Source organism: Pedobacter sp. UYP1 (assembly GCF_040547305.1).
Classification (GTDB): Bacteria; Bacteroidota; Bacteroidia; order Sphingobacteriales; family Sphingobacteriaceae; genus Pedobacter.
Map to the genome: position 1 here is coordinate 46,343 of NZ_JBEPPL010000007.1, position 20,459 is coordinate 66,801.

Genomic DNA, 20,459 nt, shown 5'->3' on the forward strand with positions numbered 1-20,459 from the left:
ACGTTTTAACCTGTTTTTAATACTGGCACCATTTTTTCTACAGGGTCGGTGTTACAGTAGACATAAAATCTTCATTAACTCTACCAGAAAATGCGTATTGCCCATCTGATTCTTACCTATACCAGTCCTGAACAAACAGAGCGAATGATCAAAAGTTTATCTCATCCTAACTTTGACTTCTATATTCATGTAGATAAGAAATTTGACATCAACCCACACTTATTCCTTAAAGATATTCCGAACGTTTATTTCATTAACAACAGAATTGACGTTAGATGGGCAGGCTTCAGTACGGTGACCGCAACCTTTGAATGTATCAAAGAAATTTCAAAAACTGGTATCCGGTATGATTTTATCAATTTTCTGAGCGGACAGGATTACCCGGTTAAATCTGCTGATTATATCAATGATTTTTTCGTAAAGAACAAAGGCAAAGAATTTTTAAGTTACCGTGATATCAAAAACGACTGGAAAGAAGGGCTGATCAGAATGGAAAAATACTTCCTGACCAGCTATAACTTTATCGGGAAATACAGACTGGAAAACCTGATCAATAGAATCATGCCTAAAAGAAAGCTGCCTTATAACCTGCATCCTTATGGCAAATCAATGTTCTGGATGCTAAGTCCGGAAGTCGCATTACATGTAGTACATACGGTTGAAAACGATCAGAAACTTAAATATTTTTTCTCTTTATGCTGGGCGAGTGATGAATTTGTCTTTCAGACCATCTTACTCAATTCCAGATACAAAGACAGAATTATTAATAACAATTACAGATATATTGACTGGTCAGCTGGCGGAGCCAACCCAAAAATACTAGATGAAAGTGACTTCGAAAAAATTGCAGCTTCAGAGATGCTGTTTGCAAGGAAGTTTAATATGGCCGACCAACCGGAAATCCTTAATTTAATAGACAAGAACTTATTAGCAAATGGCGCACATACTTAATATACAAACTTTTAAAGATAGCAGAGGCATTTTGACAGTGCTCGATAATATTGTTCCTTTCGAAATTAAAAGATTATTCTATATCTACTCGGTAGATGATACTGATCGCGGAGGACACAGACATCATGAAACCCATCAGGCGGCAATATGTATCAAAGGTTCTTGCAAAATCACCAACAATAACGGAAAAAAAACAGAGATGTTTGATTTAGACAGCCCTGAAAAATGTTTAATGTTATTGCCTGAAGACTGGCATGTGATGCACGATTTTTCGGCAGATGCAATTCTTTTAGTACTGGCTTCTACAGCGTTTGATCCTAAAGACTATATTTACGAGCCTTATGATTCCATATGAAAGCCTGAAAATACTTAACCGTCCATTTGAAGAAAAGTTTAAAAGTAAATTTGCTGATTTTCTGGATAAAGGATGGTATATACTGGGTGAGGAAGTTGCCCAATTTGAACAGGAATTTGCAGCCTATCACCAGGAAAACTACGTCGTTGGGGTAGCCAATGGCCTGGATGCACTGATCCTTTCCCTGCAATGCTGTAAATTTCAAAAAGGTGACGAAGTTATCGTGCCTTCCAACACTTATATTGCGACTATCCTGGCTATCATACAATGTGGGCTGACACCGGTACTGGTTGAGCCAGACCGTCATACCTACAATATTGATCCTGTACTGATCTCCCGTGCCATTACCCCTAAAACTGTGGCTATTATGGTCGTTCATTTATATGGGCAATGTTGTGATATGGATCCTATACTGGAGCTGGCCAACAAATATCAGCTCAAAGTAATTGAAGATTGTGCGCAAGCACATGGGGCAAAATATAAAGGCAAATTAGCCGGAACTTTTGGTGATTTTGGTGCTTTCAGCTTTTATCCAACCAAAAATTTAGGTGCTTTAGGTGATGCCGGAGCCATTTTATGCCGTACTGAATCAGACTATCATAAGCTCAGACAATTAAGGAATTACGGTTCGGAAAAGAAATATCACAATGGAGTAATTGGGTATAATTCAAGACTTGATGAACTGCAAGCTTCTTTTTTAAGGATTAAATTGCCACACCTGGACGAGATCAATACGCATAAAAGAAAATTAGCAGCAATCTATAATGAGCATTTGAGTGATTCATTCGTCAAGCCAAAACCTGATGCTGATTTTCACCATGTCTATCACATCTACAATATTCTGCATCCGAAAAGAGAGCAGCTGAAACAATATTTACAGGAACACCAGATCGGTACAGAAGTTCACTACCCGGTAGCCCCTCAGGATCAGCTGGCTTTAAAGGACGTACTCCAAAATTTCGACTATCCAATCTCCGCAAAAATACATCAGCAAACGCTTAGTCTGCCTTGTTCTTTTGCACATACAGCGGAAGATATTTTCCATGTGACCGAGGTCATGAATAAGTTTCATTTAAAATAACGAAGGATGTTCTATTTATTGAAAGAACTTGCCCCTCCAATTGTAAATACTTTAAGATGGTACAGTTTTAAATATGGCTGGAAGGGCAATTATAAAACTTACGAGCAAGCTAAACAACATTGTAAAGGTTATGATGAAGATCACATCCTGAACCGGATTATTGAAACCACATACCAGGTTAAAAATAACGAGATTGCTTATGAGCGGGACGGGATTGCTTATGATACTGTCCAGATGAACTTCCCTTTATTAAAAACACTGTTATACATTGCTTCTACAAATAATAACGAGCTTACTGTCATAGACTTTGGCGGCTCCCTGGGCACCACATATTATCAGAATTATCCCTATCTGAAGCATTTAAAAAAATTAAAGTGGTGCATTATCGAACAACCAAAGTTTGTAGAAGCAGGAAAGAAACACTTTGAAAATGAACACATTAAGTTCTACAACAATATTCAGGAGTGTATGGCTGAAAATAAGCCTCAGTTATTCCTGATCTGTAGTGTGCTGCAATATATTGATAAACCTTATCAATTGCTGAATGAGGTTATGGAGACGAGGATTCCCTATGTGATGCTGGATTATGTAGGCTATAACAGCGGTAGTACTGACAGAATCACCATACAGCACGTTCCTCCGGTATTTTATGGAATCGAGACCTCTTATCCCTGTTATTTCTTTAGCAGGGTAAAAATACAGGATAAACTTTGTGAATATTATGAGAAAGCATACGATTTCATTGCTTCCAGTGAAAAATATTACGTCCAGTTTAAGCCTTTCAGATACGAAGGGTCATTATGGAAAGTACGGCCACAATAGCTTGTTATTTTCTTTTTGAACTCGCTGCTGCAATTAACTCTCTGTACAAAAGAGGGTTAAAAGGATCTTTCAGGAGTACTTGCGCACTCTTTTTCAGCCCATATAACCATGATCCCAAAGAAAGTGCAATCGCTGCCTTTTCCTGAATAATATCAACTTCAACCTTGAATTTCCAGTGGGTTGTTATGCTTTTGATCAGTGTTTTATCTTTTAATTCGACAAGCTTATAGCTGTTTAATAAACCAACCAGCAATTTATCCAGCATTACCTTCTGGCGTTTACCCCAATAATGCAGAATAGAAGTATCTGCAGCCTGCAAAATTTTTCTGCGCTGCAAGATTAATGAAAAGGCAATCTGTTCGCTGATAAACCACCTGGAATTCTCATAAAATTCGTCATTTAATCTGAATACATCAGGCATATACATAGAAAAGCTACTATGTAATCCCAATACACCGGAATTCCAACCATAATCATTTTTGGTAAATCTTTCTGGTTTCCCGCCAATAATCAGATCGCGGTCAGAGATATAAGCTATAAATGCCTCCGGAAATTCTCCCTCATTAAAGCTTTTAAAAATACCTAACCCCTGCTCAAAAGTATATTCCCGCTGATGCATAAAAGCATGATCTTCAGTTATTCCATTAAAGAGCAAGGTCGCATCCCCAGTAAAAAAAGTATCTGAATCAATAAAAATCACATTGCTTTCAGGATATTTCTTAAAGGTCATATCAATTGAAGCTATCTTTCTGCGGTGATAGAACAAAGTCCCTCCCAGCATCTCTTCCATCACCTCAGGAGTCATAGTAACATATTCAATGTTAGGCTGGTCCAGGTAAGTCTGAAAAAATTGAGGCTGGTCCGTATACACAAGAATTCTTGTCCGCTCTATATCACCGGCAGCCGACCAGGCATAAAAACTCAGGATACTAAAGATAGCCCTGCGAAATTCGGTTTCAGCACCATAAGAAAGAAAAACCAGATTCTGATCAGGGTTAAACCCGTTTACTGTTAGAGGTATGTTCATCGATTGCAGCTAAAATATCAATATCTATACCAATATCAAACTTCCTGGCGAAAAGCATGTGAGAAGAAATCATTTTATCCAGGTCTGCCAGCCTTAGAATTTTTGGATTCGCCATCCCATCCGGGAAATCTATATAGCGCAGGTTATCATTTACAATACGATCCTTTAGTGGTGAGTTCATTAATATGGTCGGGATCACAAATTCATCCGTTCCCCAGCAAAACTTCAAAAACTTCTTGATCTTGTTTTCTGTGTCGAAATAATTGGCAAGATAGACCGCACTTTCTTTATTGAGACTCCACCAGCTCGACTTACTGCCTCCGTATAGCTTCATTGCCAATGGGAATTTACGCGGTGGAAGTATTTTATTCAGCATATTTTCAATAAAGAACTTACCACTGAAATTAAAGTCAGTCAAGTGATAACGTTGAAATCTATAAACTGCTCCTTCCCACCATTTGGAATCTTCAGCATCATAATAGATAAATGACTTCTCTTTATTTTGCTGAAAAAAGTCACAAATTTCCTCATTACTTTTCAACGGATAATCCTGGGCACTTAACAGGTTGTAGAACCCATACTCCGTTTTATTCAGCAATACTTCTTTAAGAGAACTTACCATTGCATGAAGGGTGCTGTACCCTCCCCAATTACAGATCGATCTGTACTGTATGAATTTAACCCCCCGGATAGCCCCCAGAAATTCATAGGGTTTAATATCAACCTTTTTGTCTACATGGATATAAAAATCAAAATCAGGATGCTGCATCTTTAGCAAAAGACGATTTAATTGCTCCGGATTTTTATGAGCAATTATAATATGTGCTATACGCATAGAAAAATTAAATTAACTCCAGTTATAAACTCGCATCGCATCACATTCTTCATGGGCTGTACTGATCAAAAGAGAGCTCTAAAATAGTGCAAAACTAATCATAAATAAAAATGATTATTTCAGATCAGACAAAAACAGCTGATAATCAGCCTATGATAAATCAATAGCTGTCAAATTTGTCATTGTCAGCGTTAATTTTCGTTTTAGCAACACCAGCTATTTCCATCATAAATAATTCAGACACGTTTCCCACGCGTTAACCAATTTACAGCAACCAATGTAAATCGGGAAATAATTACCCAAATTTCCCCATTTTTCTTAATAATATTCTTTGGTTTATAAATAATATGTGTATCTATGCATCAAGTTGAAAAAATAATGAACAAAACTATCCCGCTAAAAATGAGAACATTATCAATTATATTCATCTTTTCTCTTTCCTCGATTCTATTATTAGCTTCTTGTAAAAAGAATATTATTGAAAATCCCGATATTTCGGTGATTGTTCCCGGATCAGGACCTGATACGACCAAAGTGCCCGCACCAATTGTTTATAAAAGAACAGTTAATATTGGTACAGGCTCAGGAGTTTTGAATTTTGACGGTGCTACGTTTGCCGTACAATGTAATGATCTGATTAAAATCAAAGGAGGGAACTATACTTCTATCAATATCAAGAATGTGATGTCTGCCGATGGATGTCCGATTACCTTCAAAAATGACGGTCTTGTAGAACTTGCGGGAAATTACAATGCCATGTCTCTTGAAAACTTAAAAAATGTATATATATCCGGAGACGGAACTCCTGGACTGGCTAAAGGATTCTCATTCAGAGACAACTCTTACAGAGCAGTAGTTATTACAGGTACGCTGAATAAGTTCACTTTTCAATACGCAGCTTTCAAAAACATCGGTGATCTGGATATTACCTTTAAATACAATGATGTTTATGACGGAACAGAAGGATCTTATTCAAAAGACCTTAAATTCCTGAACATGTCTTGTGACAACACAGCTCAATTCCTGACTACCGGAGGATATATTCAAGGCGGAGTCGTTTATGGTTTAGTGAAGAACATTGAGGTCGCTAACATAGACTTTCAGAATGCTCCCGATGTAGGTACAGTTGTTTTTATGGGAAATGTAGAAGACTATAATATCCACAATAACAAAATCAACAATATCAATACCAGCAATAACAACCATAACGGTATCTTTCAGATTGCAGGAAATGGAAGATTTCACGATAACTTAGTGACCAACCACCAGGGAAATGCAATCCGCGCCTGGGGACACACCGTTGGCAGCACACCAAAAGACATTCTGATTTACAATAACATCGTTTTAAACTCCCGTAAATATTCAGGTTTTGAAGTTCAGGCTTATGCAGATAGAATTACACCTGGAAAAACAACTTATACCAACGCAATTATCTTCAACAATACTTGTGGTAATTTAAACCTTTCCAATGATTGGCAGGCAGCTGTAGTTGACGTATATGGCATGTCGGGTGGTAAAGTCGATGTTTACAACAACCTTGGTTTCAACTTCCTGCCAAACCAGAAACTGATCGCTTTACAATGGGCTGAAGTTATTCCGAACACTTCGTACAATGTATATAATGAAACCTCCGGACAAGCCGGGATTACAGATCAGACTACATTAAATTTAACCAGCAATTCACCAGCAAAATATAAAGGCAGACCAACACCATTTGTAATCACAGATTTCTATGGTAAGCCAAGAAGCGCAACTACTCCTTCTATAGGTGCTGTTGAATAAGCAAACAAAAAATATAAATTAAAAATCTCAGCTCCTTGTGAACTGAGATTTTTTTTTGGCACTCTATCTGCCTAGTTGTCAAACAAACTTATTACATTTATATTCATTAGCCGGGCAATTAATAGATGATGAACACTCCATACCACTTTAAAAGCGTTACTTTACTGATTACCCATTACAATAGATGTAAGTCGCTGGAGCGGCTTTTAAAGGCTTTTAAAGAATTGAACTGCAATTTCGACGACATCGTTATTTCTGATGACGGCAGTGAAAAAAGTCAGTTGCAATACATTGAAAAATTACAGCAGGATTATACCTTCAGGTTAATTACTACCCCAGTTAATAAAGGATTGGGGAATAATATAAACAAAGGCCAGGATAGTGTCCATACAGAGTACACGCTTTACATACAGGAAGATTTTGTCCCTAAGGCCACTTTTCCAGAACATTTCTCCGATGCCCTTCAAATTATGCAGCAAGATAAGAAATGGGATATGGTCACTTTATATTCTTATTCGCCCTACCCTTACATGAAGCCTTACAAGCTTGGCTTCTCTGAAAAAGTATTTCACCTGGCTCCATGGTACACCAATAACCTGAAATTTTATCTTTATGGAGATCATCCGCATTTGAGACGATCAACCTTTTTAAAAGACTTTGGCAGGTACCCTGAAGGCCTCAATGGTGACCAGACCGAAATGCAGATGAGTTTTGCGTTTATCAAAAACAAAGGCAGGTGTCTTTTTTATGATGATCATTATGGTTTACTGACACAAGAAAATTCAGCAGAAGAGCCAAGTACAGCAACTTTCAGAAAATCATGGAGGAGCGGCAACAGCGTCCCTTTTATTGCAGCCAAATGGCTCTATGCAAAATACAAGTTTTTAAAACTTAATGCACAGCTGCTCACCAAATAACGAAATGGGTTTAAGACCTGAATTGTATATATTTATAAAAAAAGAACTACGTTAAAATTGATGGAAAAATCGGATCCTATTGCTATAATTTGTGTTTGTGATAACCACTATGCTATTTTACTGGCAGCTTTAATCAAATCTATTGAAGTAAACCATCACTCTGGTGAAAAACTGGAATTCTTTATCGTAGAAGATGGTATTACGAATAAAAATAAGACGAGAATACGCAATGCCAGCAATCAGGAAGTTACTACTATTCACTGGATGGCGATGTCAGAATGCCTGCCAAAAGATGCGAAGCTGCCTGTTGACAAAAGCAGTCTGCCCTTAAATATTTATACCAGGCTGTTCATCCCGCATTTCATCCCTAAACATATCAAGAAAATCATCTTCCTGGATGTAGATATGATTATGCTGGAAGATGTGAGCAAGCTATGGCATACCGATCTGGGCAATAATATTGTTGGCGCTGTTCAGGACCAATTTATACAGGTCGTAACCCGTTGGGGCGGAATCAGTAATTATGAAGAATTAGGCATACCAGCCGATAATAAATATTTCAATGCAGGATTGATGGTGCTGGATATTGATAAATGGGAAAAAGCAGACATCACCAATAAAGTATTAACCTGCCTTACCCAGCATAAAAAACATGCTGTATTTCAGGATCAATATGGGTTGAATGCAGTGCTTGCGTTGCATTGGCAAGAGCTAGACCCACTGTGGAACCGTTTTGCTTACTCTGAAGAAGAAAGACCGTTCCTGATCCATTTTACCGGAAGAAAGCCTATTTATAAATCGTACGAATTCAGCGAAAAATACAAAGAAATATTCTTCTCTTACCTGAATATGACGGCCTGGAAGAACTTCAAACCTATTGGTGAAAGTTCAAGATATTTAAAGAAATTCTACAACATTTTAGAAAAACTCAGAAATCTGATAGGCATTAAATAAGTAGACTATAGCTCACCCTTCTTTAGTTGCTCATAAGCAAACTGACTTGCTCTTGCTGTTAAGGCCATATAAGTTAAAGATGGATTCTGACATGCAGAGGAAGTCATACAGCTGCCATCAGTAATAAAAACATTCTTTGCCTCATGCATCTGGTTAAACTTGTTTAAAACAGATGTTTTGGGGTCATGCCCCATACGGGCGGTTCCCATTTCATGAATGGTCGAACCTCCTGGTTTGTTATAATTAAAGGTATCAATATTCTTGAATCCAGCCTTTTCGAACATTTCGCCACAAGTATGCTGAATGTCAGTCATCATTTTACGCTCGTTTTCACGGAAAGAAAAATCAATTTTAAGCAATGGCTGTCCCCATTTATCTTTCTGGAAGTTATCCAGCGAGACTTTATTATCGAAATAAGGCAGGCATTCCCCCCAGCCAGCCATCCATATGGTCCATGGGCCTGGCGTCGTTAGCTGTGCTTTAAAATCTTCCCCGAACCCATCAATACTCTGCGCTTTGTCCATCCATTCCTGGCGTTCACCATGGCCCTGGATATTATATCCTCTTTTAAAATCCAGACTTTTATCGTCCTGAAGATTTCTGTATCTCGGAATCAAAAATCCACAAGGCCTTCTTCCTTTGTAGTACTGATCTGTATAAGCTTCGTGCATCCCATAAGCACCCGCCGAAGAGTGGTGATCCATCAGGTTATGCCCTAACTGCCCGCTTCCGTTACCAAAACCATCAGGAAATCGCGAAGAAACAGAATTCAATAATAAGCCCGCAGTTGCAATGGTAGAAGCATTGACAAAAACAATCTTCGCATAAAACTCATGCACTTCATTACTTAAAGTATCAATTACCCTAACCCCTTTGGCCTTCTGCTTCTGCTCATCAAACAAGAGCTCAGTAACAATTGAAAATGGTCTTAAAGTTAAATTACCCGTAGCCATAGCCGCAGGAATAGTCGAACTGTTACTGCTGAAATATCCTCCGAACGGACATCCTCTGTTACAAAGATTCCTGTTTTGACAAGGGCCACGGTGATCCCATCCCCTGGTTAAATTAGCCACCCTTGCAATCGTTAATAACCGGTGTTCATCATGCTTGCGGATAGAATCGCCCAAATGCTTTTCAATACAATTCAGCTCCATCGGTGTTAAAAACTCACCGTCCGGCAACTGCTTTAAATTTTCCCGGTTCCCGCTTACCCCAATAAATGATTCTGCATAACTGTACCACTGCTCCAGGTCTTTATACCGGATTGGCCAGTCCACACCAAAACCATCTTTATGATTAGCCTCAAAATCAAGATCACTCAAACGATAACACTGTCTGCCCCAAGTCAATGACCTGCCACCAACCTGATAACCTCTATACCAGTTAAACGGCTTTTCCTGAACGTATGGATGTTCAGCATCACTTACATAAAAATGTTTGTCAGCAGGGCTGTATGCAGTACTCTGAATAGGATCAATCTCCCGGTCCTTCATGGTATTGTTCAAGCCCGCTTTAAAATCCCAGGGATTAAGCGTTGCAGTTGGATAATCTACAATATGTTTCACATCACGGCCTCTTTCCAAAAGCAATGTCTTTAATCCTTTTTTACATAGTTCCATTGCAGCCCACCCTCCACTGATCCCTGAACCAATTACAATGGCATCATAAGTATTGAGTTGCTTGTTTTTATCGCTGATGTACATAATTACTTGGTTGCCCAGGATTTCTGGTTTTTAAGGAGTGGAATACAGGCTTCAAAAGTGTGGGGAATATAATCATAGGCAAGACCTTGCGTAGCGCCTAACTGAGACTGGCAATACCCATCTACAGTTAATTCTCTAAGCTTCAGGAAAAATGGTTTACCAAAAAGCTTGTTGTTAATCTTATTCAGGATCTTGTAAGAATAACCGGATGAATTTTTAGCCATGTGCTTCAATACAGTTTTTCTTTCTGCCAGACTGCATTTCAAAAACTCTTTACCATATTGAGCAGCAGTATAATCCTCCAGCTCAGCAATTCCATCAATAAACTTATTTTGTTCCTTTGCGGGCGTGCAATTCAGCATAACCGCAATGATATAATCCTGTACCATAGCAGCCTTCGCTCCAGGTGTATCCGTTTGAGGGATAATCAGCTCCGCAAGCTCGGCCAGCAATTCTTTTTTATGAACCAGATCAGCAGGGACGATTGCCCTGTTCATGCTCACCCATTTAAAAATAGAAAAAGAAGCTGCACCTGCTACAGCCAAACCGAAGACACTCTTAATATATAATCTTCTGTCCACTTACAAGGATTGCTTTAAGTTTTTAATTTCAGCGAATGACAATTTATATTTTAAAGTTAAGCCGGCATAAACCAATCCACCCAAAGCAATCTGAACCATGGTATGGAAAGTCCCCGTATTTCCTACAAACTGTTTATACAACAAGATCACTACTGCCATGGCCACACTGAATAAAAGCGGCTTGGCAATATTTTCCAGAAACGTTTTCATAAAATCACCCACCATAAACTGGATCAGGAAGAAATTCATCACCAGCGTGATAAAGGTCGTGATTAAGAATCCATAAGCAATCCCCATAATCCCATAATGTTTAGCCATAATGTAAATCAACGGGAACTTGATCACTAAGGTAATCAGGTTCAGGTAAAATAGTAATTTCGGTTTACCTGTAGAATAAGCTACTGTAGAAAGCGGGTACATCAGACAAGAAAATATCCCTGTAAAAACAAAGATCTTGATCAATGGAACTGTCGCATCCCATCCCGGGCCATAAATTAATGGGATCACGTTGGCTGACATTAAAAACAAGCCGGCCAGCAGCGGAATATTTACATAGGATAGAAAATCAACAATCTTCAGATAAGCGCCTTTCAGGTGTTCCAGATTTTCTTTCATTCTGGCCATGATCGGATAACAAATCTGTACAATAATCGGGCAGATCCTTGCCACCGGATAAATCGCAACCTGAGAAGCAATGGTATAATAACCTAGTTCTTTCACCCCTAATAAACCACCAATCAGGATGGTATCCATATTGCTGTTGGCAAAACCTAAAAGACTGTCCCCAATATTATAGATACCAAACATCAGGTGTTCTTTAATCTCCTTCAGCTTAAAATACCATACCGGTGAAAAATACACCCGGCCAATTACATTCTGAACGAGCATTTTAAGTGTCTGTCCGGCTAAAAGGCCAAAAACTAATGACTTGGCCTGAAATCCTTTATAGGCAAGTACTATCGTGATCGTGGTGGCCAATATCGAACATACAATTTCTGTTAAAGCCAGAGACTTGAATTTAAGTTCTTTTTCGAGCAGGATATTGTAAATCTGTCCAAGAAAAACGATAGGGAAATAAAAAGCAGAAATATGAAGGACTTCCAGCAACCGGGGCTCTTTATAATACATGACCAGCAGCGGTGCACCGCAGTAAATGATGACAAACATAGCGGCACCAATCATCAGGTTCAGGAAATAAATAGTAGATAAGACTTTGTTATCACTTTCCTGTTTATAAACGATAGAGTTGGAGAAACCAAAATGAGCGAAAATCCCTAAAAAAGTAATCACCAGCGTACTGATACTGACAATACCGAAAGAAGACGGCTCCAGCAACCGGGCCAAAATCGCTATCTGGACAAATTGAAGCACAGTGTTGACCACAGTTGAAATGGTTGTCCATTTTGCGCCGGAGATAGCTAATTTTTTATTACTCATAAGTTACTATTTATTCAGTACAAAAGATACCGTGTCCTTCATCAGTTTATATTTCAGATATGCCCAGTATAAAGGCTTAATATCTGCATAAGTTTTGGTCTTCACCTTATCCGGTCTGAAAAGACCAGGCTCATCCTCCGGATTATCATGCTCAAACAGTTCCTTATAATTTTTATAATAGAGTGCCTTGCCTTCATTTTTCAGGAAAGACCTGCACATTTTCATTTCTGTCACATCTCCGTTCGGTGCTTCGAAATACCTGCCGAATTTCTCCGTGAAACTTGCTCTTTTCAAATGCGGATGATCACTGTATACATGAAATTTAAGATGGTTGGTATACCATGGCCATAAACTAAATATCATTTTAGAAAAGCCCTTTTTATAAGGCTTTAAATAAGGATAGGGTGACCATGGAAAGGAGTAAAAACGGACAATATCCCATTGAGACTCCGTTTTCATGATTTCCAGCCCGTCTTTTAAGGCCGTAATAAAAGCAGCTTTAGGTACAAAATCCTCCTGTATATACAAAATATAAGGAGATTTCACCGCATCCATACCTTTGTTGATATTATTGCCCAGTCCCCTATTAACCGGGGTCGTGATTAAAGTAAAGCCCAATTGCTGCTGCATTTCTTTTAAACGATCCTGGTGCTCCATTTTACTGCCATCATCTGAAACAATAATCTGCTCAAAAGAGATGTCATGCCCGGCTATCGTTTTTAACAAACGCAGCAGAGATTCACTTCTGTTATAATGCGTAATGAGTAACGTAACACCAGAAATAAGCTGATTTGAATTCTTAGTCATTGAGCGCCTTATTAGAATAACAGTTTAATCTTTTCAAAGATATTATTTATCTTTTTCATATACCGGGTCGTTTCTCCGATAGGTTTAAAACCCTTCCATGCGGTTAAATTCAGGTAATGAAAGAATTCTTCCCGATAATTATAAGCGTAGGTTTTATAAATAGGCTTTCTATGAAAGTAATGGATCAGCTTGGGTTTTGGATCTGTACAAACTGAAAAGCAGTTCCACATCCGGTCAATCTCATGCCAGTTTCCGCACAAAGAAATATTCAGGCCATACTGATCACCCAAACCAGCGTATTTTTTATTTTTATTGATTGCATCAAAGGTCTTCTGCGTAATATCCTGCTCCAGCCAACGTTCTGTATTGATCAGCTGAAGACCTGCATTGAAGTATTTCTGAGTAGGATCAAGTCCTAATTCTTTATAATTTTCTATACCTTCTGCAATAGTTTTTTCATGATCACCGGCATTGTCATTGACCGCTCCGATCACCTTATCACCAATTTCAATATTCCACAAATTACTGATATCATCCAGCATAATCATATCTACATCCAAAAAGATGACCTTTTTGATCTCTTTAGGCATAAAATAAGGAATCAGCAGTCTGATATAGGTATTCAGCGGATATGAATTGTTAACCAGTGGCAGCTTAATCCCTTCAGGAATGATCTCACTCATTTTTAACCAGATCAGGTTAATCTTTTTTAAGACCAGTGATCCTGTAAGCTTGCTCTTATTTGTTTTAGAGATATGATCATCAACGATATAAATATCAACGATATGATCACTCAAATGATTCATTTCAATTGACTTCAATAAGGCCGCCATTAAGATGACATAGTGATTATCACAAGCCACTACAACAGATATGCGAGAATTAGTTTCCATAATTATTTGTGTCTTTTGAACCTGGTATTGAGATGAAGATCATAGTTGTACTTAATTTGTCTGTATACTAGTCTGACGAATGAAATTAATGGGTTTCCGCTTTGTCTCCAGTTACTTCTGGTCACTGTACTAGGCTCTGCCGAAGAATTCTCCTGCAGGAACAAACTATCGTACTGGTCATAAAACAATGCTCTTCCTTTATTTTGAATAAAAGATAAACACATTTCATATTCCGTTTTGTCAGACTTAATGCCCTCGGTATATTGTCCAAAACGCTCAAAAAATGATGAACGACGCAAATGAGGGTGGTCACTATAATTGTATATTTTATTTTTATCTGTAAACCAGGGCTTATAAACCATAGTAGAGAAACCTTTTTTATAAGGCTTTAAATAAGGATAAGGTCCGTAAGCGTAAAACCTGACCAGGTCCAGATCTGCTTCTGTATGCATCATGTCCATCGCATCCTTAAAATGTGCTGCAAAAACAGGCAGCGGAATAAAATCTTCCTGCACATACAAAGTATAAGGCGTTTTTACTTCCAACTGGCCTTTATTCAGGTTATTCCCTAATCCGCCATTGACTTTTGCTTTAATCAACCGGTAATCATACACCTGCGCCATCTTTTCCAGCTGGCCCAAATGAAAACTATCACTACAATCGTCAGAAACAATAATCTCCTTAAAACCAACCTGCTGCTCTTTAAAAGTACTCAGCAAACGTTCCAAAGAACTACTCCTGTTATAGTGGGTAATCAGCAGGGTAACATCATCAAACAGGTTTTCCTTCGCATTCACTGGCATCGTGGACATATATTAATTTCGCGTAATAAAATTATACTTAAATCTTTTAAGGTCTTCTTTGATTCTGGAAATTACAATATTATAAAAAGATCCGTTCTGGCTCAATGTTCTTACTCCTGTCCATACCCGGGCTTTTCTGGATTTTACCTGCTTGATTTTGCCGTAGCGCATCAAATCCATACAAAGTTGTCCATCTTCACCTCTCCTGTTGATCGTTATAAAGCCAATTTTGAGGCCAAATTCCTTCACATACCCCATACTGATCCCAAAAGTATTGAAATAAGGCTGTTTGATATGCCTGATTTCGGCCATGGCATCTTTTAATTTCTCCAATATCCTGAGTTTCCACCTCGGAAAACCAGGTTCTCCGATAAAAGAATACCTTCCATAAACGCAGACTACGTCTTTTTGTGTAAGCACATGCATCATCTCATTTATCCATACCTCAGGGTAAAAGCAGTCAGCATCAGCGGTTAAGATATATTTGCCTAAGGCATTTTCCTGTCCTTTTTGCCTGGCCGGCCCTGCACCTTGCGTCAGCTCATTAAAAGATTTCACATGCAGCTGATCGATCGTCTGCTGTGTTTTATCTTTTGAGTTATTATTCACCACAATAATCTCAAAAGGGATCTGAGTGACCATTTTAGACAAAGAAGCCACACAACGCAGGATATTTATCTCCTCATTCCATGCAATTACGACCACACTTACCAGCGGCGCTTTACTTTGTACTTTGTCAAGATCCTTGTTGATCGCCGAAAATACAGCAGGATCAATATCCTCATACTTCTCATAAGTATAAAGAAACTGATCTATCCAGACGGGATTATATTGTTGTTTCATAACGTTCGGCTTTGGAAAGGTAAACTCAGATTGATTTTACCTTTTCCCATATCTTATTTTCAAAATTATATACTTTGATTACTCTTGCCGGATTTCCAACCGCCACAGAATAATCAGGTATATCTTTAGTCACTACGCTCCCGGCACCTATGATTGCGTGTTTACCGATCGTAACCCCAGCTGTAATTACGCAGTTTGCGCCAATCCAGACTTCATCTTTGATCGTTATTTTTTTAGTAACCGTTTGCTGTTCACTTGGAGGAATATCAATTAATTCATACCCGTGATTCAGTCCTGAAATTACAATATTTTGCGCTAACATCACATGATTTCCAATCACGACCGGGCCAATAACTGTACAACCGATCCCAATTATAGTTTTAGTACCGATTACCACATCCCCAACACCATTATTAATCGTTGAAAAATCTTCAATCAGGCTGTAATTACCCAGTTCAAAATGATTGAAAGGAAAAACATCTATCCTGGTTCTGAATCTCACAATTGATCCTTTTCCTTTTTTATGTTTAAAAGGATTTATAAATAATCTAACCCATAATCTTGGCCTGAAATCGTTAGCAGGAATCAACATCCGGTGCGCTATCTTTTTCAGTACCGGATTTGCTTTTATTTTCGCGGATAATGACATTTATATTTTATATAACTTGATTAATAGCCTTATACAATTCACCTACACTGTTTTCCCAGGAATGCGAATGTGCAATTTTTACCCGGTATGCTGCTAATTCTTCCGTATTTTCCTGCAAGCCTTTTTCAATCAGTGTAACAAAACTATCTTTATTTTCGGCAAGATAAACCGTGTCTTCAAAAATCGTTACGGCCTCTGTATGGGTAGCAACCACAGGTTTCCCCATTGCAAGATACTCATCAATTTTCCTTGGATAGTTTCCTATTGTTACCTGGTTTACCAGTTGGGGATTAATACACAAATCAAATGCATTGATATATTGCGGTAAATCTTCAGGTTTCTGCGCACCCAGAAAATGGATGTTTGTAATTTCATGTAATTTACTACACCTAAATACATCATCCTCAGGCCCAACCAGGATGATATTCCAATCCGGTTTAGTCACTGCAATATGCGCAATCAATTCTATATCCAGACGGATACTTTGTAATGCACCCACATAGCCGATTTTAGGCCCTTTTAAACGCTCAATAGCAGGTATGGCAGGTAAAGCTGCGGAACTGGTAAAAATATCAAGCTCACAGCCCTGACCGATATAAAAAGAAACAGGGTTATATTGTTTACAGTAATTACTTAAGTAAGTGGAATTTGCAACGCACAGGTCGCTTTTTTTGATCAATGCAGGCTCAATTCTTGTCCCATGTTTTTTCCAGTAATCTACAGCCAGCATAAAATCTCTGGAATAATAAATACTTAACGAAGGATGCAGGAATTCTTTCAGGTAAAAACTCTTGAACATATCATTATCATTGAAGAGTATGATATCCTTAAACCCAAGTTTTGCCGTTGTTTTTAAAATTGATTTTGCAAAAAGCCTGTTATTGCGTTTATTTAACCAGTCGAAAAGGCTGAAATTATTAATCCAGTTGACAGATTCTATCAAGACATCCGGATATAAGGTCCATAAGTTATCAGCAACCGGAATCAGACCATTCGTTTCTCCTTTAATGACCGCTTTACGTTTGATAATTTTACTATCTTTTCTGTTGCGGAGTAAAGTTATTCTGTCCAGTGCAGAGTTCACATATAAAACACGGTTATGTTTAGCCAGTTCAATCGCTATATTTTTGCAATTGCTTCCAATATTAACATCCCATGGCTGCTGACCAACAATGACGATATCTCTTCCCGAAATGATTTCTTCCTGTGGTTGACTAATCATATAATTTATGAGGTAACATCATGTTTAGTAGCAACAGAGCGTTTATTAGCCTGCTTTGCGTGCACTAAAGATAACAATTGAAAAAATATAAACTTAGGAATGTTAATTAAGGATTTGTAAATTCTGGCATCCGTAGGATAACGCAGCAGTGCGATCAGGAAACCTGCCGCAAAAAATCCAAAAGCGATGAACCAGATCAAAGTATAAAAAGGGAAAATAAACAGATTGATAAAGGCGCAGCACATGGATAATAAGATGAACATAAACAACGGTGGCCTTAACAAAATCACGCCAAATAAAAACTGGTTCCAGTTTAATCCTTTAATACCTTTAAACAAGATGTCAAACCCATAGCCAAAATACTTAAACCAAGTATTGATCCATCTGGAACGCTGATTAACAAGTTGTGCAGAATTGGTAGTTTTTTCATCAAATACTATTGCATTTTCAGCAAATGCAATACGTTTTCCCTGCTTTAACAGCTGTGCTTGTAATACCTTATCAAATCCTGCCCCGGTAATATCCAGGTTTTCAAAACACGCTTTATATAAGTCTGTTTTGAAAGCCATTCCAGATCCGGCCAATGTAGCAGATGAACCCAGTTCAAATAAAATTTCCCCATCATAAAAATGATAATAGATATCTCTCGCTGCATCCAGACAGGCAAAAGTAGTATTCAGGTTTTTAGCCGCTCTTACGCCTTGCACAGCCTCAAATCCCTGGTCAAAAAACACATTTAATTCATTGATATATTCAGGATCTGTCAGGTTATCACTATCAATAATAGTCAGGATCTCATGCGCTCTCTTAAAATGGCTGATGGCATAAAGATGTGACCTGGTATTACTGGCCAAAACAGTCTCTGGTCTGAGTAAAATTACCTTTTCATTGTTAAAATGCAGGTTAGAGATGTCGCAGTTATCAGCCACGACGTAAATCAGGTAGTTTTTATAATTCAGCTGTAACAAAGAATCCACTACCGAGTGCAACAGCCCTGTTTGCTCATAAGCGGTCACAATAACCGCATAATCATAGTCTGTTTGATGCAGACTTTTCTTTCTTTCTTTTTTAAAGAGTTTATAAAACAGGAAAAGTACTATTGGAAGCACAAGATTGTAGCCAATAATGATTTGCAGAACTATCCAGAGCGTTATCTTCATGAGCAATCCTTTTTATTAATTATGTTCTTCTTTCGACTGCTGTTGCTGCTCAAAGTATTTTTTGGATTTATAAAATCCGTAAGCAAAGAAGAGTAAACCGGGAATAAGAAATATTTCAAATGGCATGACGGGTCTGATTAAATTGGTTTAACTACAATTAAGCTGTTGTTATCAAGGTTACTCGTATCAATTAATAAGTTCTCCTCTGCAATCTCTTTATCAAATTTCGGTCCCAGATAAACCAGCACAAACGAAATACAGACAATTAAAGACGAAGGCATATTATTGATGACCTCATTTCCATAACTGCAAAAGAAAATACCAGCACTGGCCGATAAGATTGCGATCAGCTTTACTCTCAATTTTTTATCCTGTATTTTCCAGATAATACCGCAGCATTTCCCCAGAATATACATCAGCATACTAAACCACAGCGTTAATCCTACAATGCCATACATAGCCCATATTTTAACCCAATAGCTATCCGGTTGTATGATGGAAAGGAATTTATCCTGATTATACTCCGAAAAGGCCCCTAAAACACCCAATCCACCACCAAAAGGACGCGAACTGAGGTATTCTCTCAAAATCCGCTGCGTATTGAAACGAACATTCAAAGACGGATCCTCAGGATCCAGGGAACTTCTGAAACGGTTAATTTCATAATAGTTACTCCCGATTGTCGTGTATTTCAAACCACCTAAAAAGACAGCCATGAACAAACCACCTAAAAACAATACCTTGAAGTTTTTAGTCAGAAATATCGCAAAAACAGCCGCGACAACCAAGGCAAAAAATGCCCCTCTTGTACCCGAAAGTAACATCGCATAGCCGTAAAAACCAGCAAGAGAGAATAAAGTAACTTTTTTCCAAAGCTTAGAAGAACCTAAAGCCAATACCACAGCCATCACCACAAATACAGCCTCAAATGCACCAAACTGTCCGGCATCATAAAAGGAGAATGCACGCAGTTTTCCGAAAATCAAATGGGTTGCCCCACCCGGTCCGTCGATAAACCGTTGTTCACCAGGAAATAAGCCAAAATGTATCTGTTTAATCCCGTTTAATGCCGCAACAAAGGCTAAACCAAGAATCAGTTTAATGAAAAGATCAAGATCGCTTTTCTTGTTAAAGACAATGAAACTCAAAGGGATAAGCAGTACCGGATATAAGGCAACAGACCGGATTTCCATCAGCCATCCCATTACACTTGCACCAGCAGGATTAATAACTTCAATCACACTGACAATAAACCAGATCAGGAATAACAAGCTCAGGTCATTGCGGATCACCAGCCAGTCTTCCTTTTTATAATAAATCAGGGAGGATAACCAGGTCAGGATCAGGAGCAGTTCAATCCCCATTCCATAAGACAGACCTCCTATTTCCCGCCCTAAAAAGCCTAATAAAAAACAATAAATGACTAAAGTTACCAGCCCCACCTTTGGATTTCTGAAAAGAAAGATCAGGTAAACAGTAAATACGGCCAGCAGCGCTAATACTACCGGAACTAATAATTCCAGTTTTGCGGTTGCAAAACTGGATATTCCCGCTATTAAAAGACCAAAAATTAAAAACTTTATTCTCGACTTCTTTAAAAACAGGTGATTAGAATCTCGCTGCATAATTAAATATCT

At 38.3% G+C, this 20,459-nt stretch carries 20 protein-coding genes; 7 read left to right on the forward strand and 13 right to left on the reverse strand.

Annotated elements, in window-relative coordinates:
- The first annotated feature begins 90 nt into the window (after window positions 1–90).
- Genes ABIB30_RS15150 through ABIB30_RS15165 form a run of 4 tightly spaced genes read left to right on the forward strand, consistent with a single transcriptional unit; the run spans window position 91 to window position 3,209 of the window.
- Window positions 91–951, forward strand: a complete 861-nt coding sequence (locus tag ABIB30_RS15150) for a beta-1,6-N-acetylglucosaminyltransferase (RefSeq protein ID WP_354303398.1) — start codon at window positions 91–93, stop codon at window positions 949–951.
- Window positions 935–1,306, forward strand: coding sequence for a sugar 3,4-ketoisomerase (locus ABIB30_RS15155; protein WP_068395343.1), 372 nt, complete (start codon window positions 935–937; stop codon window positions 1,304–1,306). The genes ABIB30_RS15150 and ABIB30_RS15155 overlap by 17 nt, the downstream gene beginning before the upstream one ends.
- A complete protein-coding gene (locus ABIB30_RS15160) occupies window positions 1,293–2,387 on the forward strand; it encodes a DegT/DnrJ/EryC1/StrS family aminotransferase (protein WP_354303400.1) in 1,095 nt (364 codons plus the stop codon). Before ABIB30_RS15155 ends, ABIB30_RS15160 begins: the two co-directional genes overlap by 14 nt.
- A 6-nt stretch (window positions 2,388–2,393) precedes the next feature.
- A complete protein-coding gene (locus ABIB30_RS15165; protein WP_354303402.1) occupies window positions 2,394–3,209 on the forward strand; it encodes a methyltransferase, TIGR04325 family in 816 nt (271 codons plus the stop codon).
- Window positions 3,210–3,213: 4 nt separating this feature from the next.
- Here the strand turns inward: ABIB30_RS15165 and ABIB30_RS15170 are convergent, their stop codons facing one another.
- Both ABIB30_RS15170 and ABIB30_RS15175 read right to left on the reverse strand, forming a co-directional pair.
- On the reverse strand, window positions 3,214–4,236 hold the full coding sequence (locus tag ABIB30_RS15170; RefSeq protein ID WP_354303404.1) for a hypothetical protein: 1,023 nt from the start codon (window positions 4,234–4,236) through the stop codon (window positions 3,214–3,216).
- Window positions 4,205–5,071, reverse strand: coding sequence for a beta-1,6-N-acetylglucosaminyltransferase (locus ABIB30_RS15175; RefSeq protein WP_354303406.1), 867 nt, complete (start codon window positions 5,069–5,071; stop codon window positions 4,205–4,207). Before ABIB30_RS15175 ends, ABIB30_RS15170 begins: the two co-directional genes overlap by 32 nt.
- A gap of 402 nt (window positions 5,072–5,473) precedes the next feature.
- Between ABIB30_RS15175 and ABIB30_RS15180 the strand changes: the two genes are divergently transcribed.
- From ABIB30_RS15180 to ABIB30_RS15190, 3 genes are all read left to right on the forward strand, one after another.
- Window positions 5,474–6,853 carry a hypothetical protein gene (locus tag ABIB30_RS15180; protein WP_354303408.1) on the forward strand — a complete coding sequence of 460 codons (1,380 nt, stop codon included), beginning with the start codon at window positions 5,474–5,476 and terminating at the stop codon, window positions 6,851–6,853.
- A 125-nt stretch (window positions 6,854–6,978) separates the two neighbouring features.
- Window positions 6,979–7,770: a glycosyltransferase gene (locus ABIB30_RS15185; protein ID WP_354303410.1), complete on the forward strand. Its 792-nt coding sequence runs from the start codon at window positions 6,979–6,981 to the stop codon at window positions 7,768–7,770.
- Window positions 7,771–7,830: 60 nt separating this feature from the next.
- Complete coding sequence (locus ABIB30_RS15190) at window positions 7,831–8,724, forward strand: glycosyltransferase family 8 protein (protein WP_354303412.1); 894 nt, start codon at window positions 7,831–7,833, stop codon at window positions 8,722–8,724.
- A gap of 5 nt (window positions 8,725–8,729) precedes the next feature.
- On the opposite strand, the gene ABIB30_RS15195 is transcribed toward ABIB30_RS15190, so the two are convergent.
- The 11 genes from ABIB30_RS15195 to ABIB30_RS15245 all read right to left on the reverse strand — a co-directional run bounded on the left by ABIB30_RS15195 (window position 8,730) and on the right by ABIB30_RS15245 (window position 20,447).
- Entirely contained in the window at window positions 8,730–10,427 is a 1,698-nt protein-coding gene (locus ABIB30_RS15195) for a GMC oxidoreductase (RefSeq protein ID WP_354303414.1), read from the reverse strand.
- A 2-nt stretch (window positions 10,428–10,429) separates the two neighbouring features.
- The gene (locus ABIB30_RS15200; protein WP_354303415.1) at window positions 10,430–11,008 is read right to left on the reverse strand and encodes a gluconate 2-dehydrogenase subunit 3 family protein; all 579 of its coding nucleotides are present in this window, start codon (window positions 11,006–11,008) and stop codon (window positions 10,430–10,432) included.
- Window positions 11,009–12,445 carry an MOP flippase family protein gene (locus ABIB30_RS15205; protein WP_354303416.1) on the reverse strand — a complete coding sequence of 479 codons (1,437 nt, stop codon included), beginning with the start codon at window positions 12,443–12,445 and terminating at the stop codon, window positions 11,009–11,011. It lies immediately after the preceding gene.
- A gap of 6 nt (window positions 12,446–12,451) precedes the next feature.
- The gene (locus ABIB30_RS15210) at window positions 12,452–13,252 is read right to left on the reverse strand and encodes a glycosyltransferase family 2 protein (RefSeq protein WP_354303418.1); all 801 of its coding nucleotides are present in this window, start codon (window positions 13,250–13,252) and stop codon (window positions 12,452–12,454) included.
- 11 nt (window positions 13,253–13,263) lie between these two features.
- Window positions 13,264–14,145 carry a glycosyltransferase family 8 protein gene (locus ABIB30_RS15215; protein ID WP_354303420.1) on the reverse strand — a complete coding sequence of 294 codons (882 nt, stop codon included), beginning with the start codon at window positions 14,143–14,145 and terminating at the stop codon, window positions 13,264–13,266.
- Window positions 14,146–14,147: 2 nt separating this feature from the next.
- On the reverse strand, window positions 14,148–14,957 hold the full coding sequence (locus tag ABIB30_RS15220; RefSeq protein ID WP_354303421.1) for a glycosyltransferase family 2 protein: 810 nt from the start codon (window positions 14,955–14,957) through the stop codon (window positions 14,148–14,150).
- Window positions 14,958–14,960: 3 nt separating this feature from the next.
- The gene (locus ABIB30_RS15225; protein ID WP_354303422.1) at window positions 14,961–15,791 is read right to left on the reverse strand and encodes a glycosyltransferase family 2 protein; all 831 of its coding nucleotides are present in this window, start codon (window positions 15,789–15,791) and stop codon (window positions 14,961–14,963) included.
- 25 nt (window positions 15,792–15,816) lie between these two features.
- Complete coding sequence (locus ABIB30_RS15230; RefSeq protein ID WP_354303424.1) at window positions 15,817–16,440, reverse strand: acyltransferase; 624 nt, start codon at window positions 16,438–16,440, stop codon at window positions 15,817–15,819.
- A gap of 7 nt (window positions 16,441–16,447) precedes the next feature.
- Complete coding sequence (locus ABIB30_RS15235) at window positions 16,448–17,662, reverse strand: glycosyltransferase (RefSeq protein WP_354303426.1); 1,215 nt, start codon at window positions 17,660–17,662, stop codon at window positions 16,448–16,450.
- A 5-nt stretch (window positions 17,663–17,667) separates the two neighbouring features.
- The gene (locus tag ABIB30_RS15240) at window positions 17,668–18,822 is read right to left on the reverse strand and encodes a glycosyltransferase (RefSeq protein ID WP_354303428.1); all 1,155 of its coding nucleotides are present in this window, start codon (window positions 18,820–18,822) and stop codon (window positions 17,668–17,670) included.
- Between the two features lie 137 nt (window positions 18,823–18,959).
- Entirely contained in the window at window positions 18,960–20,447 is a 1,488-nt protein-coding gene (locus tag ABIB30_RS15245) for an O-antigen ligase family protein (RefSeq protein WP_354303430.1), read from the reverse strand.
- Window positions 20,448–20,459 lie beyond the last annotated feature (12 nt).

Bases quoted from the DNA above. Each gene is read 5' to 3' on its own strand.
- ABIB30_RS15150 (WP_354303398.1), top strand. From the start codon at position 91: ATGCGTATTGCCCATCTGATTCTTACCTATACCAGTCCTGAACAAACA.
- ABIB30_RS15155 (WP_068395343.1), top strand. From the start codon at position 935: ATGGCGCACATACTTAATATACAAACTTTTAAAGATAGCAGAGGCATT.
- ABIB30_RS15160 (WP_354303400.1), top strand. From the start codon at position 1,293: ATGATTCCATATGAAAGCCTGAAAATACTTAACCGTCCATTTGAAGAA.
- ABIB30_RS15165 (WP_354303402.1), top strand. From the start codon at position 2,394: ATGTTCTATTTATTGAAAGAACTTGCCCCTCCAATTGTAAATACTTTA.
- ABIB30_RS15170 (WP_354303404.1), bottom strand. From the start codon at position 4,236: ATGAACATACCTCTAACAGTAAACGGGTTTAACCCTGATCAGAATCTG.
- ABIB30_RS15175 (WP_354303406.1), bottom strand. From the start codon at position 5,071: ATGCGTATAGCACATATTATAATTGCTCATAAAAATCCGGAGCAATTA.
- ABIB30_RS15180 (WP_354303408.1), top strand. From the start codon at position 5,474: ATGAGAACATTATCAATTATATTCATCTTTTCTCTTTCCTCGATTCTA.
- ABIB30_RS15185 (WP_354303410.1), top strand. From the start codon at position 6,979: ATGATGAACACTCCATACCACTTTAAAAGCGTTACTTTACTGATTACC.
- ABIB30_RS15190 (WP_354303412.1), top strand. From the start codon at position 7,831: ATGGAAAAATCGGATCCTATTGCTATAATTTGTGTTTGTGATAACCAC.
- ABIB30_RS15195 (WP_354303414.1), bottom strand. From the start codon at position 10,427: ATGTACATCAGCGATAAAAACAAGCAACTCAATACTTATGATGCCATT.
- ABIB30_RS15205 (WP_354303416.1), bottom strand. From the start codon at position 12,445: ATGAGTAATAAAAAATTAGCTATCTCCGGCGCAAAATGGACAACCATT.
- ABIB30_RS15210 (WP_354303418.1), bottom strand. From the start codon at position 13,252: ATGACTAAGAATTCAAATCAGCTTATTTCTGGTGTTACGTTACTCATT.
- ABIB30_RS15215 (WP_354303420.1), bottom strand. From the start codon at position 14,145: ATGGAAACTAATTCTCGCATATCTGTTGTAGTGGCTTGTGATAATCAC.
- ABIB30_RS15220 (WP_354303421.1), bottom strand. From the start codon at position 14,957: ATGTCCACGATGCCAGTGAATGCGAAGGAAAACCTGTTTGATGATGTT.
- ABIB30_RS15225 (WP_354303422.1), bottom strand. From the start codon at position 15,791: ATGAAACAACAATATAATCCCGTCTGGATAGATCAGTTTCTTTATACT.
- ABIB30_RS15230 (WP_354303424.1), bottom strand. From the start codon at position 16,440: ATGTCATTATCCGCGAAAATAAAAGCAAATCCGGTACTGAAAAAGATA.
- ABIB30_RS15235 (WP_354303426.1), bottom strand. From the start codon at position 17,662: ATGATTAGTCAACCACAGGAAGAAATCATTTCGGGAAGAGATATCGTC.
- ABIB30_RS15240 (WP_354303428.1), bottom strand. From the start codon at position 18,822: ATGAAGATAACGCTCTGGATAGTTCTGCAAATCATTATTGGCTACAAT.
- ABIB30_RS15245 (WP_354303430.1), bottom strand. From the start codon at position 20,447: ATGCAGCGAGATTCTAATCACCTGTTTTTAAAGAAGTCGAGAATAAAG.